Here is a 19,084-nt window from a genome sequence, read left to right as displayed (position 1 = left end):
AAACGTATATACTTTTAGTATAGTCCAATTAACAGAATAATTATATTTGGATATTAAAAGAAAAGTCGTGATAATTTAATGAAAATAGTCATAATTGGGTGTACCCATGCTGGCATCGCCGCTATGAACCAATGTTTAAAGTACTATCCTGACGCTACCATAACTGTCTACGAGCGTAATCAAAGCATCTCGTATTTGTCGTGTGCTACTTATTTGCACATTGCTGGTTCCGTTAAAAATTTGGATGAGGCCATGTACGCCAATCCAGAGCAATTTATTAAAAAAGGTGTTCAAATGCGGATGCAGCATGATGTCATTGAAATCGACAGCACAGCCCATACTATCTTGGCACAAGACCTACAAACAAAGGAATTCGTCCATGATACTTATGATAAATTAATTATGACGACTGGTTCTAAAACTACTATACCGGTAATTCCTGGTATTGAAAGTACAAAAGTAATGCTTTGCAAAACTTGTGATCAGGCTCAAAAACTTGCCAAAGCATCAAAAAATGCTAAAAAAATTGCTATTCTAGGAGGAGGCTACTCTGGCGTTGAACTAGCCGAAGGTTATTTGAAGTCCGGTCATCAAGTTATCCTCTTCCAACGTCGAGATCAATTGCTAAATCAATACCTCGACACAGAACTCGCTCAAAAGGTCAAACAATTATTATTAGACAATAACGTCAAAGTTATGACCAAAACTGTCGTAACTCGCTTTACTGAAACTGAAGATGGCAAAGTCCTAATTAAAACTAGTGCCGGTGACTATTTAGTCGATATGGTTACAATTACTCCTGGCGTCTTGCCTCAAGCTGATTTGCTAAAAGGACAAGTTAAATTAGCCAAAAATGGTGCCATTATTACTAACGAATACATGCAATCGTCTGATCCTGATATCTTTGCAGCTGGTGATGTTACAGAAGTACATTTCAATCCTACGCTTGATTCCAAGTACATTCCATTAGCATCCCACGCTATCAGACAAGGAGCTTTAGCCGGTGCCAACGTTGTAACTCCTAGGATAAAATCCATGGGTACTCAAGCTACGTCTGGCATGTTAGTCTTCGGACACACTGTCGCAAGTACTGGCTTAACTTTACACGATGCTCTTCAGGAAAACTTCGATGCTCAAGCGGTCTTTTTTGAAGGTAATTATCGACCTGATTTTATGCCTACTAATACTAAAATCAGTATCGAATTAATTTATGATCGCAAGACTCGCCAAGTTTTGGGTGCTCAATTAATGAGTAAGCATGAGGTTTCGCAATCAGCCAATACCATTTCGGTCATTATTCAAAATAAAAATACGATTGACGACTTAGCTTATCTCGATATGTTGTTCTCACCTAATTTTGATGAACCTTTTAATTATCTCAATTTGGTGGCTCAAAAAGCTGTCGACCAAGAGTACCAATACTCACAATCACAGAAATAATTTTTTCGAGGTGTTACTAATGAAATTAAATATCAAACCACAAGCTCAAAAATTTCTAGCTGACAAGATTCCCACTGGTAGCCACGTTATCCTGACAACTGATGATGGCTCAAATAATTATTCCAGCATCGGTGCTACTTGTGAACTAGCTGATAAATTTCAATTGATCATCGTCAATCAACCAGATACTAAATTCTCAACTGTTATCGAGAATAATGCCGGATATAAAATGAACATGCTACCTTTTGAAGAATATTTATTTGGTAGTGGTCTTAATCTCGACTTTTCTCATGGAGCTTTAGTTCTCGGCGACAATGGTGGCGCAATGGATAGAGCAGTTTCTGTCGTCGATTGGAGAAATGTCACTAAAGAAACTGAAGAAGAATTACGTGAGAAAATGAAAAGAATTGGCGATCAAATTTGTTAAGAAAAAGCCAGAATCCCTTTGGACTCTGACTTTTTTATTTTTAATTAAAACCAGTAGGTAATTTTTGATGTGCACGACCGCGTGTTCCGTCAATCGTTGCTTGATATAATGCATTCAAAGCAATTGGTCCGTGTAAGTGACCCATACCCCAAAATTGCAATGATTTATTGAGAGTTGCTGAAACTTGATGATAATCACTTGAACTCGATAGTTGTTTGCTGGCTTTATTCAAAATTTCCATCAAATCCGGATATTTCTTGATTTCCTTATCTTGAATAGCCGTTTGAATAGCTTGCATTAATGCTTGTTCCTTTGTTGCTGACATTTTCCCATCTCCCTAATACTTATAGGTTAACATTAATTTATTTATACTCCAATGGCCACCACAATAAATTCAAATAATAGGATATTTTTTATCAAATAAAGGAGAACTTACATGAGTGAAATTCAAATCAAAGAATTTAATACTAAAGATCTTGAAAAAGTCCGCCAATTCGCGGTTACAGGCATGAAATTCGACAAATACGTTGAAAATCAATTTGCTTTATATTTTTATAGCAAAATAGTAGCTGAAATGGAATTGAAGAACTCCACTATTGCTCTAGGCGCGTACCTAGACAATGAATTAGTCGGATTTGTTTTTGCAAGATGCAATTTTCAACGACTAAAATATTCTAACCCTAAAAGAAATATAACTGTCAATTTTGGCAATAAATTGATTGATCTTTTTGACAATGATGATATGGCAAAAACTTATGATCAAGCTAACCAAACTATGCTCAAACAATTTATGAAAAATAAACCTGACGGTGAAATAACCTTCTTCGCTGTCGATCCTACCATTAAGCACCATGGCATCGGCACACGACTACTGAGAGCTTTAGAGAATAAACTTCATGACCAATTGATTTATGTCTTTACTGACTCAAATTGCGATTACCAGTTCTACCTCAAAAAAGGCTTTAAGACTTTTGATCAGATTAACGTCACTTTAGATAAAGATGATCAAACACCATTAACATGTTTCTTACTCTATAAAAAAATATAAATAAAAAGTCAACTGGAAAATCCCAGTTGACTTATTTTTATCAAATAATATATTTAGCATCGACCCACTCGTTTGTAGCAACACGATGATAAGTGACGCCGTCAATAGTTTTAGTTTGGTCAGTCGCCCAAGGTGTGTTGTTAGCCAAAGCACGATTAGTAATCGTCTTAGTACTGTTGCCTTGAATAGCCACTAGCGGAACATAACTGCCATTGGCATTCTGAAAATTAATTACTCCCTTTGAGGAAACTGCATTATTAGTTGTATTACTACTGTTATTAGTTTGGTTATTAGTATTATCTAAACTAACGGTTTGTGGAGCTTGATAACTTGTAAAGTAGTTGTCATAGAGTTGTGAGACATCAAAATAACCATAGCTTCCATCAAATTCGTAGTGACTTGTCCACTGCCATCCATGAGAACTAGGATACCAATATTGATCAGTTGCATCACTTGGATAAGCGGCAATCCAGCCCTTTTTGACTTGCATAACTGTATCGACCCATGAGCCCATCGTATAAATATCTGAACGATAACCGTATTTGGCCACTTGATTAATAAAAGCAATATTGCTTTGAGTATTTAAGCCAGGGTCATTATGTTGTTGTTCAGTGCTTTCCACGTCCGTTACTAAAACAGATCCACTAGGTAGACCGTCAGCTTTGGCCGTTTGGGCTGCAAAATTAGCTTCAGCAATAGCTTCGGAAACATTACTATAATGTGCGTAGTGATAACCGTGAATGAAAAGTCCCGCAGCTTGAGCTGTTTTAATATTGTTAGCAGCGTAGGCATCCTTATAAGTCGTTCCTTCACTGATCTTCGTAACGGCGGCTTTTACACCATAATTATTATGCATATCTTGGAAATTAGCGACGGTCATATCTCCATTGTGATTAGAAACATCGACCATATCCATTCGTGCAGCATCGACATTAGTGGCACCAAAAAATAATACCATCAACGAAAAAAATGCTGCCACAATTACAGAAATCTTCTTAGACAATAGATTCTCCCCCTATATTAATATATTTATATAAAGGAAGTATAACGTATAAAGCCTTGGTACAATTGATTTTATTTGAATCTTAAGAACAATATAATAATTTTTAAAGCATTTAAGTTGTGCACAATGTTTTTACGTGATATAGTATTAACTGTAATAAAGATTGTACACAACTAAATGTTCAACAACCTATTTAAATTCTAGTTCCCGAAAGGACTTTATATAAAATGAAAATCAATATTAAAGAAGAAACTCAAACATACCTAGCAAACAAGAACGTTCCTACAAATGCAAAAATGATTCTAACAACCGACGACGGTTCTAATAAATACTCAAGCCTTGGTGGTAGCTGTGCTATCGGTGATAAATTCCAAATTGTTATTTTAAAATATGCTGACCCTAATTACACTATTCCTTTGGAAAACGATGCTGGTCTTGACCTAAGTACATCTCCATCTGATGCTGATTTATTAGGTAACGGACTTAACATCGCCGTCTGGCACAATGCCTTAGCCCTCAAGGACAACTCTGGTATTCTTGACGGTTCATTAGCTGTTGTTGACTGGAGAAATGTTAAACCTGAAACTGACCAAGAACGTCGCGACAAAATGATCAAACTCGGTGACCAAATTTGTTAATCAGTTTGTGATTAATTTATCTAATTATTTAAAAATATATTTTGTTTTATTGAGCTGATAATTTGCAAGAATTCACTGTTTGCAGTAACTTTTAAAGAGTAATGAACAATTGTGGACGAATCAGTGTTACACAATTCAAATTATTGTAACGGAAAGGATCTTAACTTATGAAAATTAATATTAAAGACGATGCACAAAAATACTTAGCTGATAAAATCCCAGCAGGAAGCACAATGATCTTGACAACCGATGATGGTTCTAACAAGTACTCAAGTCTTGGTGGTAGCTGTGCCATTGGTGATAAATTTCAACTAGTTATTCTTAACGAAAACGATCCTAAATATACTGTTCCGATTGAAAACAACGCTGGCTACAAGCTAGCTACTGAACCACAATATACTGACTTCTTTACTGCTGGTCTCAATATTTCTCTATGGCACAATGCTTTGGCCCTTAAAGACAACTCAGGTATCCTAGACGGTGCCCTATCAGTTGTTGACTGGAGAAACGTTAAACCTGAAACTGCTGATGAGCGTCGCAAGAAGATGGAAAAACTCGGCGACCAAATCTGCTAATCATTAATTAAAAAATAAAAATACACAAAAAGACCCCGGTATCTTCTGATATCGAGGTCTTATTTTTACTATTTTTTACCAGCACGACGTTGGAAGAATTTAACGATTTCAACAACTAAAATCATCAAGACTCCGGCACCTAAAACAATCAACCATTGTTCTAAGTTTAGTTCAGTCACGTGGAATAGCTTGTTAAATCCAGGAACAGCAATTGTAGCTGCTACCATGATAAATGATGTCAATACACCAATATTGAACATCTTATTCTTGAACATATGAACCTTGAAAATAGATTGATAAGTCGATTTAACATTAAAGGCATGGAACAACTGAATCAAGGCTAAAGTTGCATAAGCCATAGTTAAAGCATCAGCATGCATAGCGTCATTAGCAGTGTGGACTGGGAACATGATAGCCAATCCATAAACGCCTAGAGTAATTAAACCTTCCAAAATACCTTGATAGACAATTGAAGGTCCAATTCCTCCACCTAAGAAACTGGAACGACGTCCACGTGGTTTCTTATCCATGATACCTGGTTCTGTTGGTTCAACACCTAGAGCAATCGCTGGGAAAGTATCAGTTGCCAAATTGATCCAAAGCAATTGAACCGGTAGCAAAATATCCCAGCCTAACAAGGTCATCATGAACAATGTTAAAACTTCACCTAAGTTAGCAGAAAGCAAGTATTGGATTGACTTTTGAATATTGGAGAAGACTTTACGCCCTTCTTCAACTGCCACGATAATAGTAGCAAAGTTGTCATCGGCCAAAACCATATCGGAAGCACCTTTAGAAACTTCAGTACCAGTGATACCCATTCCAATACCAATATCAGCTGACTTCAAAGCTGGCGCATCGTTAACCCCATCACCAGTCATTGCTACAACTTTACCTTTATCTTGCCAAGCTTTAACGATTCTAACTTTATGTTCTGGCGATACACGAGCATAAACTGAGTAAAGCTGAACTTTTTTCTCAAATTCTTCATCACTCATTTGATCCAATTGAGCACCTGTGATAACTGCTGCATCATCGCCTGCTTCAATAATTCCTAAACGAGCAGCAATAGCTTCAGCAGTATCTTGGTGGTCACCAGTAATCATCATTGGACGAATACCAGCTTTTTTAGCATCCGCAACCGCTTTAGCAGCTTCTGGACGTTCAGGATCAATCATTCCAATCAATCCGGCAAAAACTAAATCATTTTCAACGGTTTGAGAATCGATTGTCTGTGGAACTGCATCGATAATCTTGTAACCCATAGCTAAGACTCTCAAAGCTTGCGTAGCCATTGATTTATTTTGCTTTAAGATTTCTTTCTTATCGGCATCAGTAAAATCAACTACTTCATCAGCAGTCTTTTGAAGCTTAGTAACACGTTGCAATAGCATATCAGGAGCACCTTTGACCGCTACTAAGAATTTGCCATCGGATAACTTATGAATCGTTGACATCAATTTACGTTCTGAATCAAATGGTACTTCAGCAACACGTGGCTCCTTCTTCAATTCATCTTCAACTTGATAGTCGTGGTCGAAACCAAATTGAACCAATGCAGTTTCGGTTGGATCACCGACTAAAACACCATCGTTTTGAATCTTAGTATCATTAGCAAAGGTCATAACTTGCAATACTTTATCAGCCCCAGTGATATTTGAAGCTGCATCGTTTAACTTGCCATATTGATAAAACTTTTCGACTGTCATTTTATTTTGAGTCAAAGTACCAGTCTTGTCAGAAGCAACAATATCAGTACTTCCCAAAGTTTCAACAGCTGGAAGTTTTCTAACTAAAGCTTTACGCTTAGCCATTCTCGTCGTACCCAATGCCAAAATAATCGTTACGATGGCAGGCAAACCTTCAGGAATAGCAGCAACGGCTAGTGAAATTGCAACTAGCATCATGTTGATAACTAATTCATTCATTGGCAATCCTGAATGATTATTGAAAATACCAACGACAAAGATCACGGCGGCAATTCCGAGAATCAACCAAGTCAAAGTTTTACCAAGTGAGTTTAAATTATCTTGCAGAGGTGTACTTGTTTCTTCAGCTTTGTTGATCATCCCAGCAATTTGACCAACTTGAGTATCCATTCCGACGCCAACTACGACACCCACTCCACGACCATAAGTAACATTACTGTTCATATAAGCCATATTCTTACGGTCGCCTAATGGAATATCTTCATCTGGTAAAATTTGGGCTTCTTTTTCGACAGGAACCGATTCACCAGTCAAAGCGGCTTCCTCAATCTTCATTGAAGCAGAATCGATCAGACGAATATCGGCCGGTACAATATCACCAGCTTCTAATAAAACAACATCCCCAACTACTAAGGCTTCGCTACTAACGGTTTCTAATTTGCCATTTCGTTTAACATGAGCTTCTGGAGTCGACATTTCCTTCAAAGCTTCAATCGCTTCTTCAGCTTTTGACTCTTGAAAAACTCCAAAAACGGCATTGATAATAACTACCGCCAAAATCAAAGCTGCATCGGCCCACTCCTGAGCGACAAATCCCGAAATTAATGCGGCCACTAATAAGACGATAATCATAAAATCTTTGAATTGATCAAAGAATCTTTGGAACAAATTCTTTTTCTTACCTTGCGTTAAAGCATTGGGTCCATTTTCTTCCAAACGCTTCTTAGCTTGGTCGGTACTTAATCCAGCTTCACTAGTTTGGAACTTGTCCAACAGTGAAGTTTTATCCAGTGCATAATATCGAGTATCTTTCAAACTCAACCCCTCCTTTGGTTTAAAAAAAGAGACTTGCACGCCAAATAGCGTACAAGTCTCACTAATTAAGACAAAACCAGACTTTCGTCTTGCTGACGATTTTGTCACAGGCAACTTTTTCTGCAAGTTACTCCCTTGTTTAAAGTCAGTATATCGAATATCTATATTTAAATCAAAGAAAAGATGCAATAAATTAAATTATGTATTCAGCATTAATCCATTCATTAGTGGCCACCCGATAATACGTTGTTCCATCAACTACTTTTGTCTGATCAGTTTGCCAAGAAGTATTATTAGCTAAAGCACGATTGGTAATTGTCTTCATAGAACCATCCGTTTGTAAAGCTACTAATTGAACATAACTAGAATTGGCATTATTTACTTTGATGACATTTGCATCGCTAGCGGCATTTGTTGTTGAAGAATTATTAGCCAAGTATTGTTCTGCGACCCATTCGTTAGTTGCGACTCGATAATATGTCGTTCCATCAACTACTTTTGTTTGATCAGTTTGCCAAGAAGTATTGTTGGATAACGCACGATTAGTAATCGTCTTCATAGAACCATCCACTTGTAAAGCCATCAAAGGCACGTAACTACTTGAAGAATTATTTACTTCAATCACGCCAACATTACTCGAACTGCTATTTGTGGTAGCTGAATTATCGTCTGACGTGGTTGTAGTTGTAGTAGAAGTACCTGTTGGTGTTTTATAAGTAGTGAAGAAATTATCATACAATTCAGAAACATCAAAATTACCATAACTACCATTAAAGGTATAACTGCTAGACCACTGCCAGCCGTGATTAGATGTATACCACTCTTGGTCAGTTGGATCATAAGGATAGGACGCGATCCAACCGGAATCAACACTCATAACACTGCCGACCCATGACCCCATTGTATAAATCGTAGAACGATAACCATATTTGGCAACTTCTTTCATAAATGCCTGATTATCCGCATCATTTTGTGCTTCAGAAACAGAACTCTGTTCTGAACTTTCCACATCGGTGGCTAAAACTGCTCCAGCTGGCAATCCATCGGCTTGTGCCAATTTTCCGGCATAGTCAGCTTCAGCAATCGCACTTGCTACACTATTGTAACGGGCAAAATGATAGCCATTGATATACATACCAGCTTGTTGAGCAGTTGCAATATTGTTAGCTGCTGTACTATCCTTAAAAGAAGTACCTTCACTAATTTTGGTAACAACAGCTTTTACGCCATAATTATCATGCATATCCTGAAAATTAGCGACGGTCATTGCTCCATTATTATTAGATACATCGACCATATCTGCTCTAGCAGCGCTAACTTTTGTAGCTCCCAAAAACACTACTATAAGCGAAAAAAATACGGCTAAAAGAATTGTTCTTTCTCTTTTTAAAACCATTATCAAATCTCCCTCTTGTTGTTTTCACAACAAAAGAATTATAAAACTGGTATTAAAAAATGAACCAAAAATTACACAATTGTACTTACAAATTAACATAGTAACGATTTTTTAATCAAAAGTTAACTTGATTTATTGTATTTTTTGATTTTTACTTTTAACAACAATAATTACTTATTTACGGAGGATTTCCATGAGCTATCAATTTATCTTGTTCGACCTTGACGATACGATTCTCGATACCAAGACTAATGCCCAAAATGCACTACGCAAAATGTCTGGTATGACTAATTTTCCCTTTGATGATGACCAGATTCAGTATTGGCATAAAATCAATGATTATTTGTGGAAACAATTAGAAAAGAAACAGATCTCTCACCAAGATTTAATGGACAATCGTTTCCAAAGATATTTCAACCATTACGATAAAAAAGTCGACAGTCCTGCTCTCAACGATCATTACTTACAATTATTCAATTATGAACACGCGTTGATGCCAGAAGCCTATGAAACTTTGGAACAACTAAACAAAAAACATCGAATCTTTGCGGCATCCAACGGTACTAGAAGTAAACAATACTCCCAAACCGCTGGGGCAAAAATTGATGTTTTCTTTGAAAAAATGTATTTATCTGAGAATGTTGGTGTCGACAAACCTGACACAAAATTTTTTCAATTCATTGAAAAGGACCTTCAAGCTAGTCCTGAACAAATTTTAATGATTGGCGATTCTCTTTCCTCAGATATCTCCGGAGCCATGAACAGTAAAATCGACAGTGTCTGGTTCAATCAATACTCTAAAACTAACCAAACTAATTTCAAGCCGACTTATCAAATAACTGAGTTATCAGAACTTTTCGATATTATAGAATAAGATTCTATTCAACAGTTAAGACGATTCTCTGATTTTTAGTCTGATGATCTTCCAACAATTGCTGAGCTTTGGCTGCTTGATCAAGTGGCATCGTTAAAATCTCATCCGTCAATAAACGACCAGCCTCAAAATTATCGTTTAAGATTTTTCCTGCTGATTGAATCTGTTTCAAAGTGGCATGACTGATGACAAAACCGTTGATGCTTTGGCTCTTGGTGTACATCTGACGGACTTGAAAGTCGAATTGGTTATCTTTTGGAGCTGTAATCAAAGCAATTTTACCGTATAAGTTCAGATGGTCTAAATTATTTTGCAAATTAACTTTTCCTGAGGTATCGACGATATAATCATAATTGCCTTGGATTGGTTCGTGGTAATCAAACGTCTTATCAGTTCCCAAGTGCTGCAATTTTTCAAAATCCTTAGGATTACTAGTGGTTACCACTTCAAGGCCTAATGATTTGGCCAATTCGATAAATTTTGTACCTACGTGACCTGCTCCACCTTCAATTAAAATTCGATGATTACTTTCTACTTGAAGCACGTCTGATAAAACAATTGCTGCAGTCGCTGAAGAATGGACTGAAGCTACTAATTTGATTGGATCAACCTTGGGAGCATGAAAAAGTCTGGCTTCTGGAACAGCAACTAATTCACTACTAGTACCCATTCGACCGTCATACCCCATGCTGTTAGTCCAAACTAAATCATCTGTTTTGAATTGAGAAACATCTCTGCCAATTGCACTAACTGTACCAACAGCATCGCGTCCAATGACAAAAGGAAATTCTTGTTTAGTTTTAAAGCTTCCAGCTCTAACAAAGGTATCGACAAAATTCACTGAAACTGCTTTGACTTTTACTAAAATTTCATCTGATTTTAATTCTGGGATCGGCAATTGACCAACTTTTATGGTTGATGCTGGTCCATTTTTTTCGATATAAGCTGCTTTCATAATTTCTCCTGACAAAAAAGACATCCGACTTGGATGTCTCTTTTTTTATCTAATATCGTAATCGACTGGATTGATTTCTTTAGAAGCTTTCTTCAAGTGGAACATAGCTCTGAAGAAGATCACTAGCAAAATAACTACTCCGGCCGTAAAAATAATATCGGGAACAGATCTAGCAATAGTTAATCCATTTTCCAATGGTTGACGGTAAAAACTAATTTGTCTAGCATGCCAATAACCATTTTCTAGGGCATCTTTTAATTGTAAATAACCTAATGGCATCAAAGTAATGAAGACCATTCCGGCTAAACCAACGTTCATTGTAATGCATGCCCATTTGATCCACTTCTCAACTTTAGTAGTCCAGAAGTTAGTCTCAGTTAAATGTCTAATGGCAAACAACATGATAGCAACGGAGAAGAATCCGTAAACACCAGCCATTGAAGCATGAGCGTGGGCCGAAGTCCACTGTGTTCCATGCTCAAAGTAGTTGATAGCTGGAGCATTGATCAAGAATCCTAAAGCACCAGCACCTAAGGCATTCCATAAACCTGTTGAAACTAAGAACATGAAAGTACCTTTGTAAGGAAAACCTTTGTGACTGTCTTTATATACACGATAATGAGTATATGCTTCCCAAACTAATAGACAAAGCGGGATTACTTCTAGGGCTGAGAAACAAGCACCCAAGGCTAACCAAATCGAGTGATCACCTTCCCAGAAGTAGTGATGTCCCATACCAACGACACCTGTTCCTAATAGTAAGATCAATTGGAAGTATAGTGCTCTGATAGTTGATTTAATAGTCGTCAACTTCATATCGACCATCAAATAACCAATCAAGATAACCGCAAATGACTCGAAGATTCCTTCAACCCACAAGTGAACGATCCACCATCTCCAATAATCAGCAAATGTGACGTGTGAATTTGGCAAAATGAATAAAGATGCCAAATAGAAAGCTGGAATGGCAATGGAACCGATAATCAATAATTGTAGTAATCTGGAACGATGAAGATTTTTTTTGATCTTAATTGCTGGTACGAAACCACGCAACATAATGAAAATCCACAAGAACATCCCAATGATAAAGAGAATCTGCCAGAATTTACCCATTTCAGCATACTCCCAGCCATAATGACCAAAAATCCACCATTTACCATTGATAAAGCCAAGTGTTGAGCCCCATTCACCTAACATGGAGCCACCAACGACAATGATCAAAGCCCAGAACAAAATATCAACCAAAATTCCTTGACGCTTTGGCTCTCGACCAAGAACTCGTGGCGTGATATAAATTCCAGTTGCTAACCAAGCTGTAGCGATCCAAAAGATGACTAGTTGCAAATGCCAAGTTTTTGCTAGATTGAATGGCCAGATGTATTGCAATGGCAAACCAAAGAAGGTGTCTTCAACGTAGTAATGCGACATCAATTCACCTAAAAGAATTTGAACTAAGAACATCATCATAACTATCAAGAAGAACTTAGCTGTCTTTCTTTGTGAATTACTAATTGGTTCATCCGTTTTAATCTCTGGTATATCAGCGTATGACTCATTAAATTGCATATCGAAGTGATATTTCTTATAGAAATAAATCACTACTCCAACACCAGTAACTAATACGGCGACGGATAAAGCTGTCCAAACCATGGCTTCACTAGTCATAATATTGCCGGCGTCTAAATCATAAGGCCAATTGTTAGTGTACGAGTATGTTTGGTGTGGTCGATTAGTTGATGACAACCAAGCACCCCAGAAGAAGAAATAAGTCAATTGGTCAATTTTATCACCGTTTTGCATGAAATCATCAGTATTGTTGTGAATCATGTTCTCCGGTAAACCTGCTTCGTGAGGATTGTTTCTAAACTCATGGCGGTAGTGCTTCGTCAAATGATTCAAGCCTGCCACTTGTGCAGTAGTCAAAACTAATTGATCCGTTTTACTATTGTAGCGATTTTTACGAATCTCGTGTTTTACTTTTCCTTTAATTCCTGACTGTTTTTCAACACTTAAATCTTTGAAATCAGTTTTGTATTGTTTTTGAGCATAATAATTTTGCATCCCCTGAATATAAACGTGCAAAGATTGTGCTGTGTAATCGGGACCAAAATAAGTTCCGTTTCCTAAATAGGATCCGTAGTCAGTTAATCCATATTTCTCATAGACCGCTTGTCCAGAAAGCAATTGCTTCTTGGTGACGATAGTAGTTCCTGATTCGTCTACCATTTTTGAAGGCCTAGGTGCTTCGTTTTTGAAAATCAAAAATCCACCTGCAATCAAAATAGAAAAGGCAATTACTAGAACCCAAAGAAGCGTTCTATTCAGTCTTTTATAGACTTGCATTCTATCTCCCCCTATAACAAAATCATGGTCAAATTCGAATAATTTCTAAATGAACAAAGAAGACCACACTTTGAGTTTAGTACGCTTACAATTGAATGTAAATGGTTTTTATATAATTTAATTATATTATTGATATATTTTTATAAATATCAAGTTTTATAATTTTGTATATGAGATTTGATGTGGAACCGGTTCGATAGACTAGAATAACCGTGATTACAGCGTTGATTCGTTTACATTGCGTTATAATCGATTTGGTCATAAATAATTTTATTTTTATTGGGGAGGGATTTTTATGTTACATTATTTTGACCTGAAACGTCCTCAAAAATTGGGTTTATCAATTGACGAACAAAAGAACCGTTGGTTTCGTGAATTTTTAAAGTCATTTTTGGTCGTTTTCTTCGTTTATTTCTGTATGTATTTGATTCGGAATAATCTTTCCGCAGCACAACCTCTATTAGTTAAAGATGGGATTTCTACAACTGCTTTAGGTTGGATTGGTTACGGATTCTCACTAGCTTATGGGATTGGCAAAACCGTCTTAGGCTACGTCGTTGATGGCAAGAACACTAAGAAATTCATGTCATTTCTTTTGATTCTCGCCGCAATCATGACCTTGATCATTGGGGTTGCATTATTGATGGATCACGCTCCAGTCGGATTGATCTTAGTCCTCTGGTCATTGAACGGTATTTTCCAATCACCCGGTGGTTCAGCTTCTCTATCTACGATTTCACGTTGGACAACAACTACTACTCGTGGTCGCTACATCGGAATTTGGAATATTTCTCACGAGTTCGGTGGTGCCGTTGCTGGTGTCATTGCTCTTTGGGGTGCTAACCACCTCTTTGGCGGAAACGTCGGTGGTATGTTTATTTTTCCTGCTATTATTGGTTTGATTGTCGGTTTCTGGGGATTGTTCTTCGGTGCCGATGATCCACAAGAACTAGGTTGGGACCCTAGTGAAGTCATCTTTGGCGAAAATGTCTCTAAAGCTGACCAGTCTGCTTCTAAGATGAGTAAGTGGACCATCTTTAAGACCTTTGTTATGAAGAGTCCTTGGGTTTGGCTACTATGTATCGCTAACGTCTTCGTTTACGTTGTCAGAATCGGGATCGTCAACTGGGCTCCTTTGTACACGGTTCAACAACTCCACTTTACAGTCGCACAAGGTGCCAATACCTTATTGCTCTTCCAACTAGGTGGAATTATTGGTAGCGTTGTTTGGGGCTGGTTCTCAGATCTTTTGAAAGGTCGTCGGGCTGTTGTTTCAATCATCTGTTTGGCTTTAACAGCCTTTGTTGTTCTGGGCTATCGTTATGGAACGACACCTATGATGATCAATACTTCATTATTCTTCTTAGGAATGTTGATTTATGGACCACAACTATTGATTGGAGTTTCCGTTATCAGCTTCGTACCTAAGAATGCATTGAATGTTTCCGACGGATTGACTGGTACTTTTGCTTATATCTTCGGTGATTTAATGGCACAAGTTGGTTTTGCGGCTATCGCTGATCCTAAACAAAATGGCCTCTCAATCCTTGGTATGAATCTTCACGGTTGGAATGATACTTTCATCGTCTTCTATTTAGCAGTCGTCTTGAGTATCATCGTCTTAGCTGTAATTGCCGTTGGTGAAGAAAAACGGATTCGTCAACAACTAAATTAATTTGATACCAAAAAAACAGGTTTGATTTTCCCATTCGAAATCAAACCTGTTTTTTATTTTTCTTTTGCAAAATAATCCTCTAAGAACTTAGCCAAACCATCTTTAGCATTAGTCTCGGTCACAAAATTAGCGGTCTTTTTGACTTCCGGTAAACCGTTGCCCATTGCGACTGAATATTTAGCTTCTTTCATCATCCCAACATCATTCATTCCATCGCCAAAAACGAAAGTATGGTCATAATCAATACCCCACTCCTGTTGAATTCTCTTGACGGCAGTTCCTTTATCCGTCTGCAGTGGGATCATTTCTAAGTTGTCTGGACTAGAAGAAGACATTTCCATTAAATGACTGTCGATCAACTCATCTCGAACAGTGTTGAGCTCTGACATATCTCCTCGACTCAAAACTACCCCATTAGTAATATCTTTCATAACGGGTTTTAATTCTGAAAAACTTTCAACTTCCTCATAGCCAAAATCTTCATCAAAATTACCAGCATTTTGAGCAATAAAATCAGGAATTTTTCTAGTGAAATAAGCTTTCTCTGGTGTAAAGAGCATCATTGGCAGTTGATATTTTACTGTCACTTTGTAGGCCAAATCTACTGCTTCTACACCCAACTTAGTAACTTCTCGACCATTAGCACCATCAAAGACGGCTCCATTAGACGTTATCATTCTTACATCAGGATTCAACAATCTTTGCGTAATTTTAGCTAACTCGTACATCCGCCCCGTTGCAATGTAAAAAATTACTCCCTTTTGTTGTAGACTCTCAATCGTTTCTTTAGTTCGTGGAGAAATATGCTTATGATCACTCGCTAAAAGCGTTCCATCAAGATCCATAAATACTAAATATTTTGGCATGAATTTTTCCCTCGATTTTTAATTAATTTCATAATCTATTGTAGCAAAGTTTTTGTAATCGGTTACTTAATTCGTGCCAATTGTTCAAGTAATTCTTTTCTCTGTTGCTTTAATTTCTCTCCAACATCAGTTTGAGCGACTCTTTTTCGACTAACAGCTTGTTCAATCACTCTCTTGGTGGAAACAACATCGGTCATTTCCTTAATAGCTTTGTCTCTAGTTGTAAAAGGTTCATGCGTCACTAATTGCAAACCGTAAGAATTCGAAAGTAAGGTATATCCACCAATTCCAGTTGTCTTGTGATAGGGTTTCGACATCCCGCCATCAATCACAAATATCTTTCCATTAGCCATAATCGGCGATTCTCCAACTTTGACCGGCGTATGACCATTGACGATATGACCGTTTACTAATCCAAAATCTTGCAATAATTTATCTGCAAACCACTCCTCTTGCCGCAAAGAATAATAAGGATTCAAAACTTCCAAATGGGTCTGCTTGTCAGCAATAAAATAGCGTTCAAACGTTGTCATCTGATTCTTTCCAAACAAAGGCGACAATTTCCCCGTCCACAAATACCAAATCATGTCGACATTTTGGTTAGATTGCTGATTTTTCAAAGCTTGACGAATGATTCCATCAAAATAATCAAACAAAGCATGGCCAAAATACCTATGATTATGAATTTCTAAGCTCAACAATTTACCTTCACTATCGACAGGAACGCAACCGTGCAATAAGAGATTGCCGTTGTATTTCAGGTACATTGAGCCATTATCAACCAAATAATTAATGTGACGCTGCAATTTCTCTGATGCTGAGAACTGTTTCATCAAATAATCGATCATCTTTTCTTCACTTGCGGTTAATTGATAAGGATTGTCTTGATCGACTAATTGAAAACAGCCATCTTGAAGGGAATATTTATGATTTTTTAATTTAATAGTTTGATGTTCAAAATCAATTTTTTCTAGCAAAAGCCGGTCATCCATATCGAATTCAGGATGTCTCTTGATCGTCTGACCTTCCAATTTAAATTGCATAATGGCTGCCGCCTGCTGAACACAACTGTCGATTTCAACTTGTGCAGCAGATATTTTTTTGCCAGTATCTGATTTCGGTAAGAAAGCCGTCTGAGAGTGATAATTTTTTAATGAGAAATCAATCATCTTCTGTAGATGAATCCCATAAGCGTCTTGTAAAATCGTTAAGTTGTCGTAACGTGCACAGATTCGCAAAAGATTTAGCATACATAATTTTGAGCCAGCTAAACTACCCATCCACAAAATATCATGATTACCCCATTGAAAGTCAAAACTTTGCCAATGTCTGGCTAGATGTTCAATCACAAAATCAGGATGTGGGCCACGATCATAAATATCGCCGATGACGTGAACATGATCGACTACTAAGCGTTGAATAGAGTGACACGTGGCAATGATAAAGTCGTCAGCCATCTTCAAATCGATAATACCATCCAAAATATTTTGATAAGATAACTGTTTTGTTTCAGCATTATTGTCAGCGTAAAGCAACTCTTCAGTCACGTAAACAAATTCCGGATCAAGTGTCTTTCTAACTTTAGAGCGAGTGTATTTATTGGCTGTATAACGTAACATCTCAATCAAATTATTGAAAGTATCCATATACCATTGAGTCAAATCATCTTTATTCGTTATCGTTTTTTTCGTTCTTTTCAAAATTTCTGATGGATAATAAATCAAAAAAGCTAACTTCTTTTGAGAAACATTTGATAAACGACCGGTGAATAATTCAGCAATTTTTTGTTTAGTATTACCAGACCCATTGCGCATAATATGGGCAAATTCGTCGTATTCGCCATGAATATCACTGACAAAAACTTCCGTACCTTTGGGTAATCCTAAAATTGCTGACAAGTTGATCAACTCAGTCTTTAGTTCATTTTCGGTAGTTAATTTATCATTCATTTGTATATACCTTTCATAATTTATAAGAATTGATTGGTGTTCTAACAATGACAATTAAAACTATACCATTTAAGGAAAACGATTCCAAGACACAAAAAAAGACACCCCTTGGATGTCTAATTTTAAAGCTGTTAATTCAACTTTCTATATTTATATTTATTAGTGTAGCTCACTTCTTGATTAGCAAGTAGAATCGTATTGCCAAAATCTGGATGGTGAATTGCATCGGGCAAAGTCTGCAATTCCATGGCAATTGAACTGAACTCATGATTTTGAGCTTTCAGCGCATCGACTGGATTAGCCGTGAAAATAACCAAACCATCTCTATCGGTATACAAATCAATAGCACGATGTTCTGACTTCAAAGTAGCTGCCTTCTTATTCACAACAAAAGCATCGTCAAATTCCACTTTATCCAATGGTTTGAGTTGCTTTAGTCCTTGACCTATTTTTTTGAAATTCTTGAAGTCGTAGGCATTGGTCGTTGCTAACAATTTCCCAGTAGGAATTTTCTTAGCATCGACATCGACAAAGCGTTTTGAATTGATTTTCAACTGTTGTTGACGAATATTTTCATCATCGATATCAAAGTAGACGTGACAGGTTGGATTGAACAACGTATCATGGTCAGTTTTAGCGTTATACGTAATCTGCACTTCGTCATCATCGTTTAGACTGTATCTAACTTCCACCGTCAACGTTCCAGGAAATTCATCCTCACCTTTAACCGTATGCGTGAACAAAACTGAATTGTCGGAATCAATCGTACTGTCGAAGTTTTGACTCTGTAGTCCGTGATCACCACTGTGCATGACGTTTTTTCCATTATTAGGTGTCATCTGGTAGTCAACGCCATTGATAGAAAACTTGGCATCCTTGATTCTTCCTGCAACTCGTCCAATAGTCTTACCTACCATGTAAGGTGTCTTAATGTAATCATCCAAGTTATCGAAATGCTCAATCAAAGAATGCTTGACGCCATCTTCAACCACTTCAAAGTTTTGCCAAGTAGCTGCATAAGTCAAAACATCAATGCTAGTTTCGTTTTTATTAGTTATTTTGTATGAATAAACGGGATCAGTTCCAATTTCCCCAAAAATTGTCTTCTTTACTGTCATATTTCTACCCATTCTGTGCAATCAATATCCGAT

Annotated in this window: 16 protein-coding genes; 7 read left to right on the top strand and 9 right to left on the bottom strand. The window is 37.1% G+C overall.

What is annotated here, in order from left to right; translation table 11 throughout:
- Positions 1 to 78 precede the first annotated feature (78 nt).
- Together LF20184_RS06040 and LF20184_RS06035 are read left to right on the top strand one after the other, a co-directional pair.
- Complete coding sequence (locus LF20184_RS06040; RefSeq protein WP_029606506.1) at positions 79 to 1,440, top strand: FAD-dependent oxidoreductase; 1,362 nt, start codon at positions 79 to 81, stop codon at positions 1,438 to 1,440.
- Positions 1,441 to 1,459: 19 nt separating this feature from the next.
- Positions 1,460 to 1,867, top strand: a complete 408-nt coding sequence (locus tag LF20184_RS06035) for an iron-sulfur cluster biosynthesis family protein (RefSeq protein ID WP_010019582.1) — start codon at positions 1,460 to 1,462, stop codon at positions 1,865 to 1,867.
- 40 nt (positions 1,868 to 1,907) lie between these two features.
- Here the strand turns inward: LF20184_RS06035 and LF20184_RS06030 are convergent, their stop codons facing one another.
- The gene (locus tag LF20184_RS06030) at positions 1,908 to 2,192 is read right to left on the bottom strand and encodes a bacteriocin immunity family protein (protein WP_010019581.1); all 285 of its coding nucleotides are present in this window, start codon (positions 2,190 to 2,192) and stop codon (positions 1,908 to 1,910) included.
- A 111-nt stretch (positions 2,193 to 2,303) separates the two neighbouring features.
- Between LF20184_RS06030 and LF20184_RS06025 the strand changes: the two genes are divergently transcribed.
- Positions 2,304 to 2,915: a GNAT family N-acetyltransferase gene (locus tag LF20184_RS06025; RefSeq protein ID WP_010019580.1), complete on the top strand. Its 612-nt coding sequence runs from the start codon at positions 2,304 to 2,306 to the stop codon at positions 2,913 to 2,915.
- A 40-nt stretch (positions 2,916 to 2,955) separates the two neighbouring features.
- Here the strand turns inward: LF20184_RS06025 and LF20184_RS06020 are convergent, their stop codons facing one another.
- A complete protein-coding gene (locus LF20184_RS06020) occupies positions 2,956 to 3,918 on the bottom strand; it encodes a GH25 family lysozyme (RefSeq protein ID WP_010019579.1) in 963 nt (320 codons plus the stop codon).
- Between the two features lie 227 nt (positions 3,919 to 4,145).
- Here LF20184_RS06020 and LF20184_RS06015 point away from each other — a divergent pair, with 227 nt between their 5' ends.
- Both LF20184_RS06015 and LF20184_RS06010 read left to right on the top strand, forming a co-directional pair.
- Complete coding sequence (locus tag LF20184_RS06015; RefSeq protein WP_010019578.1) at positions 4,146 to 4,556, top strand: iron-sulfur cluster biosynthesis family protein; 411 nt, start codon at positions 4,146 to 4,148, stop codon at positions 4,554 to 4,556.
- Between the two features lie 167 nt (positions 4,557 to 4,723).
- Positions 4,724 to 5,131: an iron-sulfur cluster biosynthesis family protein gene (locus LF20184_RS06010; RefSeq protein WP_010019577.1), complete on the top strand. Its 408-nt coding sequence runs from the start codon at positions 4,724 to 4,726 to the stop codon at positions 5,129 to 5,131.
- Positions 5,132 to 5,199: 68 nt separating this feature from the next.
- Here the strand turns inward: LF20184_RS06010 and LF20184_RS06005 are convergent, their stop codons facing one another.
- Together LF20184_RS06005 and LF20184_RS06000 are read right to left on the bottom strand one after the other, a co-directional pair.
- The gene (locus LF20184_RS06005) at positions 5,200 to 7,881 is read right to left on the bottom strand and encodes a cation-translocating P-type ATPase (protein ID WP_029606505.1); all 2,682 of its coding nucleotides are present in this window, start codon (positions 7,879 to 7,881) and stop codon (positions 5,200 to 5,202) included.
- A gap of 187 nt (positions 7,882 to 8,068) precedes the next feature.
- Complete coding sequence (locus LF20184_RS06000; protein WP_010019574.1) at positions 8,069 to 9,271, bottom strand: GH25 family lysozyme; 1,203 nt, start codon at positions 9,269 to 9,271, stop codon at positions 8,069 to 8,071.
- A 193-nt stretch (positions 9,272 to 9,464) separates the two neighbouring features.
- Here LF20184_RS06000 and LF20184_RS05995 point away from each other — a divergent pair, with 193 nt between their 5' ends.
- The gene (locus tag LF20184_RS05995; RefSeq protein ID WP_010019572.1) at positions 9,465 to 10,145 is read left to right on the top strand and encodes a YjjG family noncanonical pyrimidine nucleotidase; all 681 of its coding nucleotides are present in this window, start codon (positions 9,465 to 9,467) and stop codon (positions 10,143 to 10,145) included.
- A gap of 4 nt (positions 10,146 to 10,149) precedes the next feature.
- Here the strand turns inward: LF20184_RS05995 and LF20184_RS05990 are convergent, their stop codons facing one another.
- Together LF20184_RS05990 and LF20184_RS05985 are read right to left on the bottom strand one after the other, a co-directional pair.
- Positions 10,150 to 11,100: an alcohol dehydrogenase catalytic domain-containing protein gene (locus tag LF20184_RS05990; protein WP_010019571.1), complete on the bottom strand. Its 951-nt coding sequence runs from the start codon at positions 11,098 to 11,100 to the stop codon at positions 10,150 to 10,152.
- 45 nt (positions 11,101 to 11,145) lie between these two features.
- Positions 11,146 to 13,443, bottom strand: coding sequence for a nitric-oxide reductase large subunit (locus LF20184_RS05985; protein ID WP_010019570.1), 2,298 nt, complete (start codon positions 13,441 to 13,443; stop codon positions 11,146 to 11,148).
- Between the two features lie 295 nt (positions 13,444 to 13,738).
- Between LF20184_RS05985 and uhpT the strand changes: the two genes are divergently transcribed.
- A complete protein-coding gene (gene uhpT / locus LF20184_RS05980; protein WP_010019569.1) occupies positions 13,739 to 15,118 on the top strand; it encodes a hexose-6-phosphate:phosphate antiporter UhpT in 1,380 nt (459 codons plus the stop codon).
- A gap of 53 nt (positions 15,119 to 15,171) precedes the next feature.
- Here uhpT and LF20184_RS05975 read toward each other — a convergent pair whose 3' ends face one another.
- From LF20184_RS05975 to LF20184_RS05965, 3 genes are all read right to left on the bottom strand, one after another.
- Positions 15,172 to 15,984 carry an HAD family hydrolase gene (locus LF20184_RS05975; RefSeq protein ID WP_056945159.1) on the bottom strand — a complete coding sequence of 271 codons (813 nt, stop codon included), beginning with the start codon at positions 15,982 to 15,984 and terminating at the stop codon, positions 15,172 to 15,174.
- A 62-nt stretch (positions 15,985 to 16,046) separates the two neighbouring features.
- A complete protein-coding gene (locus LF20184_RS05970) occupies positions 16,047 to 17,933 on the bottom strand; it encodes a fructose-1,6-bisphosphatase (protein WP_010019566.1) in 1,887 nt (628 codons plus the stop codon).
- A 131-nt stretch (positions 17,934 to 18,064) separates the two neighbouring features.
- Positions 18,065 to 19,051 (bottom strand): aldose epimerase family protein, encoded by a 987-nt coding sequence (locus LF20184_RS05965; protein WP_010019564.1) that lies wholly within the window; start codon positions 19,049 to 19,051, stop codon positions 18,065 to 18,067.
- Between the last annotated feature and the right edge of the window lie 33 nt (positions 19,052 to 19,084).

This window comes from Companilactobacillus farciminis KCTC 3681 = DSM 20184, assembly GCF_002706745.1.
GTDB classification, from domain to species: Bacteria; Bacillota; Bacilli; order Lactobacillales; family Lactobacillaceae; genus Companilactobacillus; species Companilactobacillus farciminis.
The sequence above is the reverse complement of the archived record's forward strand: the minus strand, read 5'-3'. Positions and strand labels throughout refer to the sequence as shown.

What these genes read in the sequence shown, in the direction of transcription:
- LF20184_RS06010 (WP_010019577.1), top strand. Translation starts at nt 4,724, where the DNA reads ATGAAAATTAATATTAAAGACGATGCACAAAAATACTTAGCTGATAAA.
- LF20184_RS06030 (WP_010019581.1), bottom strand. Translation starts at nt 2,192, where the DNA reads ATGTCAGCAACAAAGGAACAAGCATTAATGCAAGCTATTCAAACGGCT.
- LF20184_RS06035 (WP_010019582.1), top strand. Translation starts at nt 1,460, where the DNA reads ATGAAATTAAATATCAAACCACAAGCTCAAAAATTTCTAGCTGACAAG.
- LF20184_RS05995 (WP_010019572.1), top strand. Translation starts at nt 9,465, where the DNA reads ATGAGCTATCAATTTATCTTGTTCGACCTTGACGATACGATTCTCGAT.
- LF20184_RS05990 (WP_010019571.1), bottom strand. Translation starts at nt 11,100, where the DNA reads ATGAAAGCAGCTTATATCGAAAAAAATGGACCAGCATCAACCATAAAA.
- LF20184_RS06040 (WP_029606506.1), top strand. Translation starts at nt 79, where the DNA reads ATGAAAATAGTCATAATTGGGTGTACCCATGCTGGCATCGCCGCTATG.
- LF20184_RS06015 (WP_010019578.1), top strand. Translation starts at nt 4,146, where the DNA reads ATGAAAATCAATATTAAAGAAGAAACTCAAACATACCTAGCAAACAAG.
- LF20184_RS05975 (WP_056945159.1), bottom strand. Translation starts at nt 15,984, where the DNA reads ATGCCAAAATATTTAGTATTTATGGATCTTGATGGAACGCTTTTAGCG.
- LF20184_RS05970 (WP_010019566.1), bottom strand. Translation starts at nt 17,933, where the DNA reads ATGAATGATAAATTAACTACCGAAAATGAACTAAAGACTGAGTTGATC.
- LF20184_RS06000 (WP_010019574.1), bottom strand. Translation starts at nt 9,271, where the DNA reads ATGGTTTTAAAAAGAGAAAGAACAATTCTTTTAGCCGTATTTTTTTCG.
- LF20184_RS05985 (WP_010019570.1), bottom strand. Translation starts at nt 13,443, where the DNA reads ATGCAAGTCTATAAAAGACTGAATAGAACGCTTCTTTGGGTTCTAGTA.
- uhpT (WP_010019569.1), top strand. Translation starts at nt 13,739, where the DNA reads ATGTTACATTATTTTGACCTGAAACGTCCTCAAAAATTGGGTTTATCA.
- LF20184_RS06025 (WP_010019580.1), top strand. Translation starts at nt 2,304, where the DNA reads ATGAGTGAAATTCAAATCAAAGAATTTAATACTAAAGATCTTGAAAAA.
- LF20184_RS05965 (WP_010019564.1), bottom strand. Translation starts at nt 19,051, where the DNA reads ATGACAGTAAAGAAGACAATTTTTGGGGAAATTGGAACTGATCCCGTT.